At 46.7% G+C, this 14,516-nt stretch carries 12 protein-coding genes; 11 read left to right on the top strand and 1 reads right to left on the bottom strand.

All coding sequences use genetic code 11. The features are described from left to right. The 11 genes from FDP09_RS01500 to ftsZ all read left to right on the top strand — a co-directional run bounded on the left by FDP09_RS01500 (position 1) and on the right by ftsZ (position 13,981). Complete coding sequence (locus FDP09_RS01500) at positions 1–402, top strand: FtsL-like putative cell division protein (protein ID WP_137400966.1); 402 nt, start codon at positions 1–3, stop codon at positions 400–402. After that, entirely contained in the window at positions 399–2,510 is a 2,112-nt protein-coding gene (locus FDP09_RS01495; protein WP_137400965.1) for a penicillin-binding protein, read from the top strand. The genes FDP09_RS01500 and FDP09_RS01495 overlap by 4 nt, the downstream gene beginning before the upstream one ends. Continuing rightward, on the top strand, positions 2,510–3,973 hold the full coding sequence (locus tag FDP09_RS01490; RefSeq protein WP_137400964.1) for a UDP-N-acetylmuramoyl-L-alanyl-D-glutamate--2,6-diaminopimelate ligase: 1,464 nt from the start codon (positions 2,510–2,512) through the stop codon (positions 3,971–3,973). The genes FDP09_RS01495 and FDP09_RS01490 overlap by 1 nt, the downstream gene beginning before the upstream one ends. 3 nt (positions 3,974–3,976) lie before the next feature. After that, a complete protein-coding gene (mraY, locus tag FDP09_RS01485; protein WP_137400963.1) occupies positions 3,977–5,188 on the top strand; it encodes a phospho-N-acetylmuramoyl-pentapeptide-transferase in 1,212 nt (403 codons plus the stop codon). A gap of 3 nt (positions 5,189–5,191) precedes the next feature. After that, positions 5,192–6,541, top strand: a complete 1,350-nt coding sequence (gene murD / locus FDP09_RS01480; RefSeq protein ID WP_137400962.1) for a UDP-N-acetylmuramoyl-L-alanine--D-glutamate ligase — start codon at positions 5,192–5,194, stop codon at positions 6,539–6,541. Continuing rightward, complete coding sequence (locus FDP09_RS01475) at positions 6,538–7,707, top strand: FtsW/RodA/SpoVE family cell cycle protein (RefSeq protein ID WP_137400961.1); 1,170 nt, start codon at positions 6,538–6,540, stop codon at positions 7,705–7,707. The genes murD and FDP09_RS01475 overlap by 4 nt, the downstream gene beginning before the upstream one ends. A gap of 11 nt (positions 7,708–7,718) precedes the next feature. Beyond that, complete coding sequence (gene murG, locus FDP09_RS01470) at positions 7,719–8,828, top strand: undecaprenyldiphospho-muramoylpentapeptide beta-N-acetylglucosaminyltransferase (RefSeq protein ID WP_262710660.1); 1,110 nt, start codon at positions 7,719–7,721, stop codon at positions 8,826–8,828. Next, positions 8,825–10,222 carry a UDP-N-acetylmuramate--L-alanine ligase gene (murC, locus tag FDP09_RS01465; RefSeq protein WP_137400959.1) on the top strand — a complete coding sequence of 466 codons (1,398 nt, stop codon included), beginning with the start codon at positions 8,825–8,827 and terminating at the stop codon, positions 10,220–10,222. The genes murG and murC overlap by 4 nt, the downstream gene beginning before the upstream one ends. Further along, positions 10,213–10,977 (top strand): cell division protein FtsQ/DivIB, encoded by a 765-nt coding sequence (locus tag FDP09_RS01460; protein WP_137400958.1) that lies wholly within the window; start codon positions 10,213–10,215, stop codon positions 10,975–10,977. Before murC ends, FDP09_RS01460 begins: the two co-directional genes overlap by 10 nt. 11 nt (positions 10,978–10,988) lie before the next feature. Further along, positions 10,989–12,290, top strand: coding sequence for a cell division protein FtsA (gene ftsA, locus FDP09_RS01455; RefSeq protein ID WP_137400957.1), 1,302 nt, complete (start codon positions 10,989–10,991; stop codon positions 12,288–12,290). 80 nt (positions 12,291–12,370) lie between these two features. Next, positions 12,371–13,981, top strand: a complete 1,611-nt coding sequence (gene ftsZ, locus FDP09_RS01450) for a cell division protein FtsZ (protein WP_137400956.1) — start codon at positions 12,371–12,373, stop codon at positions 13,979–13,981. Here the strand turns inward: ftsZ and FDP09_RS01445 are convergent, their stop codons facing one another. Further along, a complete protein-coding gene (locus FDP09_RS01445; protein WP_137400955.1) occupies positions 13,982–14,506 on the bottom strand; it encodes an NADPH-dependent FMN reductase in 525 nt (174 codons plus the stop codon). Positions 14,507–14,516 lie beyond the last annotated feature (10 nt).

Here is a 14,516-nt window from a genome sequence, read left to right as displayed (position 1 = left end):
ATGGAAGGAAATACTTTTAAAAAGAAAATAAAGAAAAGGGGCGGGAATGAAAACCGGACATCGGGCAAGCCTGCCAATAGTAAGAATGTCTTCGCACTGATAGAGGAAAAGCTCAAGATGAGCAATATCCTGGGAGAGGGGATTCCCGTGAAGTTGGTTCCTCCTTTTCTGTATGCGGCCTTTATTGCGCTGATTTATATCTGGAGCAATCACAAGGCAGAGAGTACGATCAGGGAGATCGAAGACCTTCAGCAAGAAGTGGAAGACTTGCGGGCTGATGTGACCACGCTGGAAGCAGAGTACATGTTCAGCAGCAAACAGTCTGAGGTGGCCCGGAAGATCAAGGTATTGAATATTTACGAAATCGAAGAACCTCCAAAAAAGATTATACGGAGTAAATGAACATTAAGAAATCCATATTACTAAGGGTAAGACTTGCCTTTTTGGCGGTAGTGCTTTTTGCAGGGGCTATTCTTTACAGGATAGCCCATGTTCAGTTTGTGGATGGAGATAAATGGCGACAGAAAGCCGAGGATATAAACCTGCAATACCGAAAGGTCAGTGCTACACGGGGGAATATCTACAGTGACGACGGGAGTTTATTGGCTACGAGCCTGCCCTTCTATCGGGTGGCACTGGATCCCGGTATCGCTGATGAGGATGACTATCGGGCAGGAATCGATTCCCTTTCGAGGAAGTTGTCAGCATTCTACAAAGATAAATCCGCCAATGCGTACAAGCGGATGATCAATGATGCTCGACTGGAAGGGCGAAGGTACATTGTCTTGAACCGGAGACAGATAGGGTACCAAGAAAAGCAGCTGATGTCCACCTGGCCTATTTTCCGCGACGGAAGAATGGGGGGAGGCGTGATTTTCGAGAAAGTGGAAAAGCGCTATAACCCATTTAAGAACCTGGCAGGAAGGACGATTGGCTTTTTAAATGAAGACCATTATGGTGCTGGGCTTGAGTATAGCTTTAATGGCTATCTGGAAGGAAAAAATGGGGAGGCCTTGTTCCAGAAAATTGCTGGGGGAACCTGGAAGCCCGTGCATGACGCCGAGGATATCAGGCCAGAGGACGGTTTTGATGTGGTCACGACCATTGATATCAACATACAAGATGTGGCGGAGTCTGCGCTGCTAAGGCAGCTACTAAACAAGGACGCCCAGTATGGCTGTGTGGTGGTCATGGAAGTAAAAACAGGCCATATCAAGGCCATTGCAAACCTGGAGAAGAAGAATAGTGGCTATGGTTATGGTGAATATTATAACTATGCCATCGGGGAGCAAGGGCTTACCGAGCCTGGCTCCACGTTTAAGCTGTTGTCCATGTTGGCTTTGCTGGAGGAAGGGAAGGTAAACCTAAGTGATACAGTGGATACTGGGGATGGAAACTACAAGTTTTATAACCAGACCATGCGGGATGCCAAATATGGAGGGTACGGAAAGCTGACGGTAAGGCAGGCTTTTGAGAAGTCTTCGAATGTGGGGATTTCACGATTGGTGGACGAGCAGTTTGGTGTGGATCCGGCCAAGTTTTTAAGCTATGTGCAACAGGTAGGACTGGACAAACCTTTGGGATTTCAGCTCAAAGGCGAAGGAGTGCCTTACTTTAAAGATCCTAAAAACAAGAAAAACTGGTACGGGACGACATTGCCATGGATGTCCATTGGGTATGAACTGAAGCTCACCCCGCTTCATACGCTGGCCCTTTACAATGCCGTGGCCAACGGTGGCCGGGTAGTAAAACCCATGATCGTAGAGCGTATTCAGCGGGGCAATAGCATAGAAGAGGAATACGAAACGGAAGTGATCCGAAGGAGCATTGCTTCCGATGAGACTATCGGGCAATTGCAGGAGTTGCTGGAAGGGGTAGTGGCCCGCGGAACAGCCCGAAACATCAGCGACAGTGATTATAAGATTGCCGGAAAGACGGGTACTGCCCAAAAACTGGTCAATGGACGATATACCCGTAAATACTATACTTCTTTTGCAGGGTATTTCCCCGCCGATGATCCGAAGTACAGCATGATCATCGTCATTGACAGTCCAAAAGGGTTTAATGCATATGGTGGTGATGTATCGGCACCTGTTTTTAAAGAAATAGCGGATAAGATATTTGCGCAAGATCTGGAGTTAAATAAAGAAAAAGAAACGGCTTCTCCCAACAAGAGAAAGGGGGACGAGGTATTTCCTTATATCCAGGCTGGCAAAGTGGATGAACTGCAGATGATTTGTAATCGGTTTGGCCTATCCAACCATTACAATGGTGATGAGCAGTGGGTGCAGTCATCCTTGGTGAACCATTCCATCTCTTGGAAATCCAATAAGGTGGAAGCGCCCGTGGTGCCGGATGTATCCGGAATGACATTGCGTGATGCGCTGTACGTGCTGGAAAACAAAGGATTAAAAGTTAATTATTCAGGCAGTGGAAGGGTGAAAAGCCAGTCCATCCATGCCGGATCAAATGTGCCAAAAGGAGGCTCAATTCGAATCGTTTTAGGTTAATGAAGACATTGAAGGACATATTGTACAAAGTATCGCTCACCTCTACTACCGGGGATATGGAAGTAGTGGTGAAGGATATTGTCTTCGATAGCCGGGAGGTAAGTGAGGGAGATGTTTTTGTGGCCGCCAAAGGCACACAAGTGGATGGGCATGACTTTATTCCCAAGGCCATTAGTAGTGGCGCTGGAGCCATTGTCTGTGAAGACTTGCCCGAGGAATTGGTTTCCGGCATTACCTATGTACAAGTGGTCGATTCCGCAAAATCCATGGGGATCATGGCAGCCAACTTCTATGACCATCCCTCGGAGAAGCTGAAAGTCGTGGCCGTGACCGGCACCAATGGCAAGACCACATGTGTGACGGTGTTGCACAGGCTATTTATGGAGCTCGGGTACATGGTGGGCATGCTGAGCACCGTGGAGAACAAAATCAATGACGAGGTTATCCCGGCCACCCATACGACGCCCGATAGTGTAGCGATCAATAAGCTCATGGCACAAATGGTTGGGGAAGGATGCACCCATTGTTTTATGGAAGCGAGTTCTCATGCCATCGTACAGGAGCGGATGTCAGGTATAAAGCTAGCAGGAGCGGTCTTTACGAACATTTCCCATGATCACTTGGACTATCACGGGACGTTTGACGAATATATAAAAGCCAAGAAAAAGCTGTTCGATGAGCTGCCGAAAGGGGCTTTCGCGCTGGTCAATGCAGACGACAAACGCGGGATGGTAATGATGCAAAACACCAAGGCAAGCAAGCATACATTTGGTTTAAAATATCCTACTGATTTTAAAGCCAAAGTGCTCAGCAACACGCTGCAAGGCTTAGAGCTGGACATAAATGGCCGTCAGGCTTGGTTTAGGATGATCGGGGAGTTTAATGCTTATAACATTTGTAGTGTGATGGGGGTGTCCATTTTGTTGGGCGAGGAGGAAGAGGAAGTGCTGATGCAATTGTCCAGCATCAAAGGTGCACATGGAAGGTTCGATCAGCTTCATGTTGAGGGAATCACCGCCATTGTGGATTATGCCCATACCCCGGATGCCCTTGAAAATGTACTCAAAACCATCCAAGGGGTCCGGACAGGTGGGGAAAAAGTGATCACAGTGGTGGGGTGTGGCGGAAATCGTGATAAATCAAAGCGCCCAATCATGGCCAAAATAGCGACAGAATTGAGTGATAAGGTGGTGCTGACCTCCGATAACCCACGCGATGAAGATCCCATGTCCATCATTCACGAAATGGAAGTAGGCGTCAATCCTGTGGCGTATAAAAAAACGGTGGTGATAGCGGACCGAAAGGAAGCGATCAAGGCAGCTTGTGTTATGGCAGAAAAGGGCGATATCATTTTGGTGGCTGGAAAAGGCCACGAAACCTATCAGGAAGTCAAAGGGGTAAAGCATCCATTTGATGATCTGAAAATTGTAAAGGAATTAATGGAATTGATACATACGAAATAAAGAATGCTTTACCATCTTTTTGATTATATCGACAGTGCATACGACTTTCCTGGCGCGGGGGTGTTTAGGTACATTTCCTTTCGTGCGGGAATGGCGGCAATGTTTTCACTGATCATTACGATCACATTTGGTAAAAGCATGATCAATTGGATCAGGAGAAAGCAGATCGGGGAAACCGTCCGTGACCTTGGTCTGGAGGGGCAGACGGAGAAAAAGGGAACCCCAACCATGGGAGGTTTGATGATGATCGCGGCGATTATTCTCCCTACTTTGCTATTTGCTGATGTTTATAATGTATATATCATCTTGTTGCTGGTGACGGTGATATGGTTAGGAGGGATAGGTTTCTTAGATGATTTTATTAAGGTATTTAGGAAAAACAAAGAAGGGCTTGCCGGTAAGTTTAAGATCATTGGACAGATCGGCATCGGTATCATCGTAGGGGCCACACTGTATTTTCATGAAGATGTGGTCGTTCGCGAATTCCAAAACCCCGTGTCCATTGAAGAAGGTATCGTGGAAACGCCTGCCTTTGAGGATGTGAAAGCGATGAAGACCACCATTCCCTTCATGAAGAACAACGAGCTCAATTATGAGAATTTCTTGGGCTTCTTAGGAGATGATTTGACGCCTTATCTGTATATCCTGTTGGTGATTTTTATCATTACGGCAGTTTCGAATGGTGCAAACATCACCGATGGAATAGACGGCTTGGCCGCAGGTACATCCGCGATTATAGGCTTGGCCATTGCCATTTTTGCCTATATCAGTGGTAATGCGATTTTCTCGCAGTACCTGAACGTCATGTTTATTCCCAATTCCGGTGAGCTGGTGATTTTCTGTGCTGCTTTCCTGGGGGCTTGTGTAGGATTTCTTTGGTACAATTCCTTTCCGGCCCAGGTATTTATGGGAGATACAGGAAGCTTGATGCTCGGTGGGGTGATCGCCGTGCTTTGCCTGACGCTTCGAAAGGAGCTGTTGATCCCGGTACTATGTGGGATATTTGTAATAGAAAACCTGTCCGTGATCATGCAGGTGAGCTATTTTAAGTACACAAAAAAGAAATACGGTGAAGGCAGGAGGATTTTTCGTATGTCCCCCTTGCACCACCACTATCAAAAAGGTGGGGTTCCAGAATCCAAGATCGTGACCCGTTTTTGGATTGTTGGGATTTTGCTGGCCATCATAACATTGGCAACTTTAAAATTACGATAAGAAATGAAGAGAATAGCCATTTTGGGAGCAGGTGAAAGTGGGATTGGTGCAGCATTGCTGGCCAAGGTAAACGGCTATGAGGTTTTTGTCTCAGACGGAGGCAGCATAAAAGACGACAGAAAATCCCAGCTGGAAGAAGCAGGGATCGATTATGAAGAAGGGAGCCACCATGCGGAAAAGCTGCTGGCTTATCCTGAAATCATCAAAAGCCCTGGAATTCCCTATTCACATCCGGTGGTAAACGCGGCACTAGAGCAGGGAACACCCGTCATTGACGAACTGGAATTTGCATTTGGGTTTTCTAAGGGAAAGGTCATAGCCATTACCGGTACGAATGGAAAAACCACTACCGCCATGCTGACCCATCACTTGATGCAGCGTGGGGGCTTGGATGTGGGGCTAGGAGGCAATGTAGGCCAAAGCTGGGCCAGTCAGTTGGTACAGGGTGATCATGATTGGTGGGTGCTGGAGGTGAGCAGTTTCCAGATTGACGGCTTTAAAAGTCTTCGCCCTAAAATCGCCGTGCTGACCAATATCACACCTGATCATTTGGATCGGTATGACTATAAAATGGACAATTATATCCATTCCAAGTTGGGCTTGTTGAAACAAATGGAAGAGGAGGACGATTTTGTTTATTACCGAGAGGACCAGCATATCTGGCGGGGAATGAGCAGCATGAACATTCGTCCGAAGGTCCATGAAGTTTCCTTGGAGACCATTGAAAAAGATGGCGGCTTGTTTAACGGCACAGAGGTAAAGCTCAACTATAGAAATCATATGATTTCGATTCCCGAAAGTGAAATGGCCCTAAAGGGAAACCATAATATGCTGAATGTCATGTGTGCTTCTACTGCTGCACTGTTGGCAGGAGTAAGTGAGGAAGCTTTGAAGGCAGGATTGGCGGATTTTAGAAACGCACCTCACCGGATGGAGAAAGTGCGGGAAATAGAAGGAGTGACCTTTGTCAATGACAGCAAGGGTACCAATGTGGATGCGACGGTATATGCCTTATCCACCTACAAAGAACCGCTTATCTGGATAGCCGGAGGCGTGGATAAGGGCAATGATTATGAAACGTTGATGCCAGTGGTCAAGGATCATGTCAAGGTGCTGATCTGTTTGGGCAAAAATAACAATAAGCTGAAAGCAGCATTTGAAGGCGTGATTCCGGAGATATTGGAAACACAGGATATCAGGGCGGCCGTACAGTGGGGACTGGAAAGAGGGGATAGCGGAGACGTGGTGTTATTGTCTCCAGCCTGTGCGAGTTTTGATTTGTTCAAAAACTACGAGGATCGTGGGGATCAGTTTAAGGAAGCAGTAAATAATCTGAAGTTAAAGGCGATATGACAGGTGTCAAAACATGGATAGATAAAAACCTAAAAGGTGATCCCATCATTTGGGGGATTGTGCTGGTGCTATCGATCGTCAGCATTTTGGTTGTATATTCTGCCACGGGGTCCTTGGCTTATCGAAGAATGGGAGGCAATACAGAAGCTTACCTTATCAAGCACTCTTCCTTGGTGTTGCTGAGTTTGGTGGTGATGTGGGCGGCGCACCGATTGCCCTACAAGTATTATTCGAAACTGAGCCTTATGGCTTTATGGATTTCGGTGCCCTTATTGGCATTTACCTATTTATTTGGTTCCAATGTAAATGATGCCAACAGGTGGTTGACGATTCCGATCATCAACCAGGCTTTTCAGCCCTCAGATTTGGCGAAGTTGGCATTGATTGCAGCAGTAGCAGGAATGTTGGGCAAGCGGCAGAAAAATATCCAGGACTTCAAGAAGACCTTCATTCCGGTGATGATCTGGATAGGGATGATCTGTCTTTTGATCGGGCTGGCCAATATGTCCACAGCCGTCATGCTGCTGTGTACTTGTTTGTTGCTGATGTTTATAGGAAGGGTTCCCGTTAAGTTTTTGATCGCTGTATGTCTTATCGGCTTTTTGGCGCTTACATCGGCAATATTCCTAGGGCAAAGGGGAGGGACGTTCTTTTCCAGGATCGAAAATTTTATGTCAGACGAGGATATTCCCTACCAGGCACAGCAATCCTACATGGCGATAGCCACGGGAGGTGTAGCCGGAAAGGGGCCGGGCAATAGTGAACAACGAAATTCATTGCCCCATCCATACTCTGATTTTATCTATGCCATTATCATCGAGGAATATGGCATGGTAGGAGGAGGTGTGATATTGTTCCTTTACTTGGCACTGCTCTACCGGGGAATGCGTGTGGTGGCAATCTCCAACCGGCCATTTGGAGGCCTGCTTTCGGCAGGGTTAAGTTTTGCCCTGGTGATCCAAGCCATGGTCAATATGGCCGTGGCAGTAGGATTAGGACCGATTACCGGTCAGCCGCTGCCGTTGCTCAGTATGGGAGGGACGTCCTTGCTGTTTACCGGTGTTTCGCTGGGGATTATCCTGAGTGTCAGCAGAGGAGATCATGAAGATGGTTTTGCTGGTGAAATGAATGTAGGAAATAAAAACGCCATGCAGATGGCGCAATAAATAAAGCATATATCGAAGAGAAGGAAACATATCGGATCATGATCAGTGGAGGTGGTACAGGCGGACATATTTATCCCGCTATAGCCATCGCGCATGCTTGGGCCGAGCTGTACCCGGAAAGCGAGATACTTTTTGTCGGTGCGGAAGGAAAAATGGAGATGCAAAAAGTACCAGAAGCAGGCTATGCCATTGAAGGCTTGCCTGTAGCGGGGCTCCAGCGCAGGTTTACGTTGCAGAATCTGAGTTTCCCCTTTAAGCTATGGGACAGCATCAATAAGGCCAAGAAGCTGATCAAGCGCTTTAAGCCACATGCAGTGGTGGGTGTGGGAGGGTATGCCAGCGGGCCGCTGCTATATGTGGCCCAGCAGCAAGGAGTGCCCACGCTGATCCAAGAGCAAAATTCTTTTGCCGGACTGACCAATAAGTTGTTGGCCAAACAGGCAAGGGCATTTTGTGTGGCGTATGAGGGGATGGATAAGTTCTTTCCTGCTGACAGGATCCATTTTACAGGCAATCCTGTCAGGAAAGATATTTTGGATCTGGCCTCCAAAAAGGAAAGTGCCATGCATCATTTTGGCCTGAAGGCCGATCGAAAAGTGATTTTGGTCTTGGGCGGAAGTCTCGGTGCCCGCACCATCAATAATGCTGTGGTGGCGTCGATGAAGCATTTTGAGGCGCAAGGCTACCAGGTGCTATGGCAAACGGGGAAATTTTATATCGAGGAAATGACTGGGAAATTAGCCGAAGAGGGACTGGCGCATGTGCATGCATTGGAGTTTATTCGGGAAATGGACCTGGCCTATGCAGCTGCTGATTTAGTGATCTCCCGGGCAGGAGCCCTGTCCGTGTCGGAATTGAGCCTTGTAGGCAAGCCGGTGATTTTCATTCCCTCACCGAATGTGGCGGAAGACCATCAGACTAAGAATGCCTTGGCATGTGTACAGCAAGATGCGGCGATTTTATTGCGGGATGAGGAGGCGGTGGACGGACTTGCCGGGAAAGTGGATGAATTAATGGCTGATCCAAACGGAATGGAGTGCCTTGGGAAAAATATAAGAAAGTTGGGCAAGCCGAATGCTGCCCGTGAGATTGTAAAAAAACTGGAAGCTTTGATCAGATGAATTGGGAAAAGTTACATAGCGTGTATTTTCTAGGAATCGGCGGGATTGGCATGAGTGCCATTGCCCGGTGGTTTAACCATATCGGTATTCCTGTCAGCGGGTATGACCGGACATCGTCCCCTTTGACCAGAAAGCTGGAAGAAGAGGGAATGCAGATTACGTATGAAGATACATTGGGTACCATCCCTGCCGATATCAAAGCCGGTAAAAGTAATGTGCTTATCGTATGGACTCCCGCAATACCAAAAGACAGTGTCCAGCTCCATTATTTCAAGAAGGAAGGTTTTGACCTGAAAAAACGTTCGGAGGTGTTGGGGATGATTACCTCCACCATGTACACGGTCGGTGTGGCAGGTACCCACGGCAAGACGACTACCTCCAGCATGGTGGCCCATATGCTAAAATCTGCCGGTAAAAATATCGCTGCTTTCCTTGGTGGACTCACGCAGAATTACGAAAGTAACCTTATTCTACATGATGAGGAAAATGAGGAGCAACCGATCGTAGTGGTAGAGGCCGATGAATTTGACCGATCCTTTTTGAGGTTACATCCTAATGTGGCAGTGGTGACCAGTGTGGATGCCGACCACTTGGATATTTATGGTGATGCTCAGGAGCTTACAAGAAACGTCGAAAAGTACATCGGTTTGCTCCCCGATGATGGGGTGCTATTTATTCAAAAAAATGCCCTTAAAAAGCTAAATAGGAATGATTTTGGCAGTTTGACTTTGCGTCAATATGGACTGGGAGAGGGAGCCGTCAGAGCAGAAAATATCAACGCTGGAATCGCTTCTTTTGAGTTTGATTATATCAGTGAAGAGCAAACCATCAAGGGGCTGGTACTGAGGGTGCCAGGCTTTCACAATGTGGAGAATGCACTGGCTTCAGTTTCCATAGCGTTGCATTTTGGGGTAAGTGAAGGAGCCATTCGTGAAGGACTGGAAACATTTAGAGGGGTCAAACGCCGTTTTGAAATCAAGCGGCAGGATGAGAAGGGTGTTTACATAGATGACTATGCCCATCATCCTGAGGAGATCAGGGCTTTTTTAAGATCTGTAAAAGCGATGTATCCAGAGAAAAAGCTTACTGCTGTTTTCCAGCCTCATCTATTTACCCGAACGAGGGATTTTGCGGATGAATTTTCAGAAGCATTATCGCTTGCCGATGAAGTGATTTTATTGGACATCTATCCTGCTCGGGAATTACCGATAGCAGGTGTGAATGCAGAGATGCTGATGGACAGGATCACAGCAAAGGAAAAGTCTCTGCAATCTAAGGAAGGATTGTTGGCGTTTTTGGATAAGCAGCGTCCATCGGTACTGGTGACGATGGGAGCGGGCGACATCGACCGATTAGTGGATCCGATCAATAACCTGATGGAGCAATGGAATTGAAGCAATTGAAACTAAAGCAATCGATAGTTTTCGCAGCACTTGTGCTGGTGTTGGTGGGGTTTATAGGCTTTGTGGAAAAAAAAGGAGCCGAGCGCAGCTATCATGGATTGTCCGTCAAGGTCAATGGGATCAGCGATGTGTACTTTGTGGAGGAAGACGAGATTTCATCTATGCTGCTCAAGACCTTCCCGAATCTTTCGGAAGGAGCCAAGCTTGAAAGCATTGAGTTGAGTAAACTGGAAGAAAAGGTGGAGAGTCATCCTTTTGTAAAGAATGCAGAGGTCTATAATGATCTCAAGGGAGATGTGCTGGTGACGATAGATCAGTACCGTCCGATGGCAAGGATTGCCAGGCCATTGGCAGCAGATGGATATGTTTCTTCGGAGGGCTTGATTTTGCCAACCTCTTCGCACTATACGTCCAGGGTGTTGATCATTGAGGGGCAAGGAGTGGATGACTTGTTGGCGGCAAAAGATTTGGGCAAGGAGCATCAAGGGTTATTGGACATGATCCATTTTATTGATAGAAGTGATTTTTGGAGTGCACAGATTGCCTCCATGAAAATAGACAGGAGTGGAAATATTAGTTTATTTCAGCAGGTAGGACGACAGGAAATTGAATTTGGCAAACCTGTGGACATTGAGGATAAATTTGAGCGGATAAATTTATTTTATGAAGAGATTATTCCCAAGAAAGGCTGGGATGCCTATTCGAGGGTAAACGTGAAATTTAAGGATCAAATCATTTGTGAATAATTGATATAGCTATGGAAACTGAAAAATTAATCGTAGGACTGGACATAGGCACCACGAAGATTTGTGCGATCATCGGGCGCAAGAATGAATTTGGAAAGCTGGAAGTACTTGGTATGGGCAAGGCCGTATCGGATGGTGTGATCCGCGGCATTGTGACGAATATCGACAAGACCGTAAATGCTATTCAGAAGGCGGTAAATGAAGCTTCTGACATGGCAGAAGTGGATATTCGCGAGGTAATTGTTGGCATCGCCGGACAACACATCCGAAGCTCTGTGCATCACGGGGTGATCATCCGAAACACCAAGGATGATGAGATTACCATTGAAGATGTACGTCGCCTTTCCAATGACATGGAGAACATCGTCGTGCCTCCGGGGAATACGATTATTCACGTGATGCCACAGGACTATACAGTTGATTATGAGGATGGTATCAAAGACCCGGTGGGCATGTCCGGAGCCCGTCTGGAGGCTGATTTCCATATCATCACTGCCCAGACCACAGCTATCAATAACATCAACCGATGCGTAAAAAGAGCAGATCTTACTTCCCAAGACCTGATTCTTGAGCCATTGGCAAGTTCACTTTCCGTGCTCAGTGATTTGGACAAAGAAGCTGGTTGCTGCTTGGTGGATATTGGTGGAGGTACGACTGACATAGCTATTTTCTACGACAATATTATCCGCCATACAGCGGTCATTCCATTTGGAGGCAATATCATTACCTCAGATATCAAAGAGGGATGTATGGTGATGCAAAACCAAGCGGAGCTGTTAAAGACAAAGTTTGGTCGTGCCATATCTGAAGAGGCCAATCCAAATGAAATTGTTTCCATCCCGGGTTTGAGAAACCGTCCTCCAAAAGAAATTTCGGTCAAGAACTTGGCGCACATTATAGAAGCAAGAATGGAGGAGATCATCGAGATGGTTCAGTCCGAAATAGTGGCCAGTGGACTATACAAAAAACTGGCTGGAGGTATTGTGCTTACCGGTGGGGGGTCTCAGCTGCATGGAGTAGGACAGCTTTTTGAATACATGACAGGCTTGGATACACGAATCGGCTATCCAAACGAGCACCTTGGCAAATCCAAGATCGAAGAAGTGAAGAGCCCCATGTTTGCCACTACGGTAGGATTGGTGCTGGCCGGCTTTAAAGCTCTGGACGACAGGGAGGACACCTACCGTCAGCGTCAGGTTCCAGGGAAGCAAGAGAAGCGTGCCGAATTGCCAGGAAAGGATATCTTTGGCAGCATTCGCAGGAGATTGAAGGATTTTATTACAGACGATTTAGGAGATGAGGAAAACTACTGAAGTCATTTTCGCGATAGGTAGTGACCCAAGATAAATAGAAATACAGTTCACCAAAAATTGAGGAAATAATGTCAGATATTATGAGAGATTACAAATTTGATATTCCTAAAAACCACAAATCTATCATTAAAGTGATAGGTGTGGGAGGAGGTGGTTCCAATGCAGTGAACCACATGTTTGGACAAGGAATAAAAGACGTGGAGTTTGTGGTGGTCAATACAGACGCCCAGGCACTGAAAAGTAGCCCGGTACCACTGAAGCTTCAGATTGGCGCAAACCTGACCGAAGGGCTCGGGGCAGGTGCCAATCCTGAAAAAGGGAAAAATGCTGCCCTTGAGAGCAAGGAAGAAATCCGGGAGTTATTGGCAGATAATACGAAGATGGTCTTCATCACCGCCGGAATGGGCGGAGGTACGGGTACCGGTGCCGCGCCGGTTTTGGCAAAGATCGCCAAGGATATGGATATCCTTACCGTGGGGATCGTGACCGCTCCATTTATTTTTGAAGGCCGTAAGAAAACCGGTGCCGCTCAGAAAGGGATCGAAGAACTAAGGGCCAATTGTGACACGGTTTTGGTCATTTTGAACGACAAGCTGCGGGAAGTATATGGCAACCTGCCTATCCGTGCTGCTTTTGGAAAAGCCGATAATGTGCTGACCACTGCTGCCAAATCCATCGCAGAGATCATCACTGTTCATCAGGATGTAAACGTCGATTTTGAGGATGTGAAGACTGTGATGAAAGATGCTGGTGCTGCCGTGATGGGCTCTGCTACCGAAGAGATGGAAGGCCGTGCCATCAAGGCTGCCGAGAAAGCTATCGCTTCGCCGTTGCTGAACAATGTGGACATTAAAGGCGCTCAGAAAATCCTCTTGTCCATTATGTCCGGTGAGGAAGAGGAGCTTTCCATGGATGAATTGAGCGAAATCACGGAATACATCCAAGATAGGGCAGGTGATGATGCAGAGGTGATCTTCGGCCAAGGTATCGATCCTGATTTGAAAAAATCCATTCGCGTGACAGTGATTGCGACAGGGTTTCAGGCGGGAGAGCTTGCCAAAGGTACCTATGGAGAAACCGCTCAGCCACAGCAAGAGGAAAATACCAAAAAGGTGATCGACCTGGATTCTGGAAAGACTACTAAAGTGGAAGAGGATAATAACCCTTCCACAGGACAAACGTTTACGTTCACCATTCAGCAACCTACTCCTGCCAATAAACATCAGCAGGAAGGGCAGCAATCCACAAGCCCTGCCAACCAGCAGCCGCAAGTGGATACAGAAGACAAACATGTCCAAGAAGAAGATGGGGAGTTTGAATTTGTACCTGCCAATCCGCAGAAGAAGGTGACGCCTCTTTATGATGATGAGCCGGAGCAGCCTAAAGCGCAGCAGCCACAGGAAAGCAACAGCCCGTCACCGGGAGGATATGCCAATGAATATTATGAGCAAATCAAGCAAAAGGCCATGCAAAGAGCCCATGAGCGATTCGAGCGGCTGAAAAATCTCAGAGCGGTAAACCAAACCCCTGAAGAATTTAAAGAAAAGCTCGATACGCCAGCTTATTTAAGGAAAAATGTAAAACTCCAGGATGTGCAGCATAGCTCAGAAACCAATATCTCTAAGTTCAACTTAAATGATGACAATGAGATTCTGGGCAATAACCGGTTTTTACATGATAATGTTGATTAACTAAAAGTCAATCAACATCGCTGCTTGGGTTTTCAAAAGGTCTATGTAAAACTTGTTGGTGAGCAAGTTATTAGACATATTTTCCTCAATTTTTGCAAGTTTTGGTTTATTTGCCAGAACGTGCATGCCCAAGTAGTGGAATATGTCGGTAAGGTGGCTCAGTGCGATGCCACCGCCGCCTATTCCGGAGGACAGGCCTACCATGGCACACTTTTTACCCCTAAAGGTATTGGGATAAGTCATCCCGTCTATGAACGACTTTAGGATTCCAGGAAATGATCCGTTATACTCAGGGACGATAAATACAAATTTGCTGCCTGATTTCACATCTTCATGAAGGGTGTTGTAGGCTTGATTTTGACCGTTGTTTTCATAGAGGGCCGAAAACACAAAATCATCCGGAAGCTCTCTGAGGTCAATGATACTTGATTCGACTCCCTTTTCTTTTAAAATTTCCTGATACTGGGAAGCGAGGGTCTTGGATACCGCGTTTTTTCTATTGGTCCCAACGATTATTTTTATCATGAGTACAAGT

Source organism: Echinicola rosea (assembly GCF_005281475.1).
In the GTDB taxonomy this organism is placed as follows: Bacteria; Bacteroidota; Bacteroidia; order Cytophagales; family Cyclobacteriaceae; genus Echinicola; species Echinicola rosea.
This window is presented reverse-complemented; position numbering and strand designations above follow the sequence as displayed.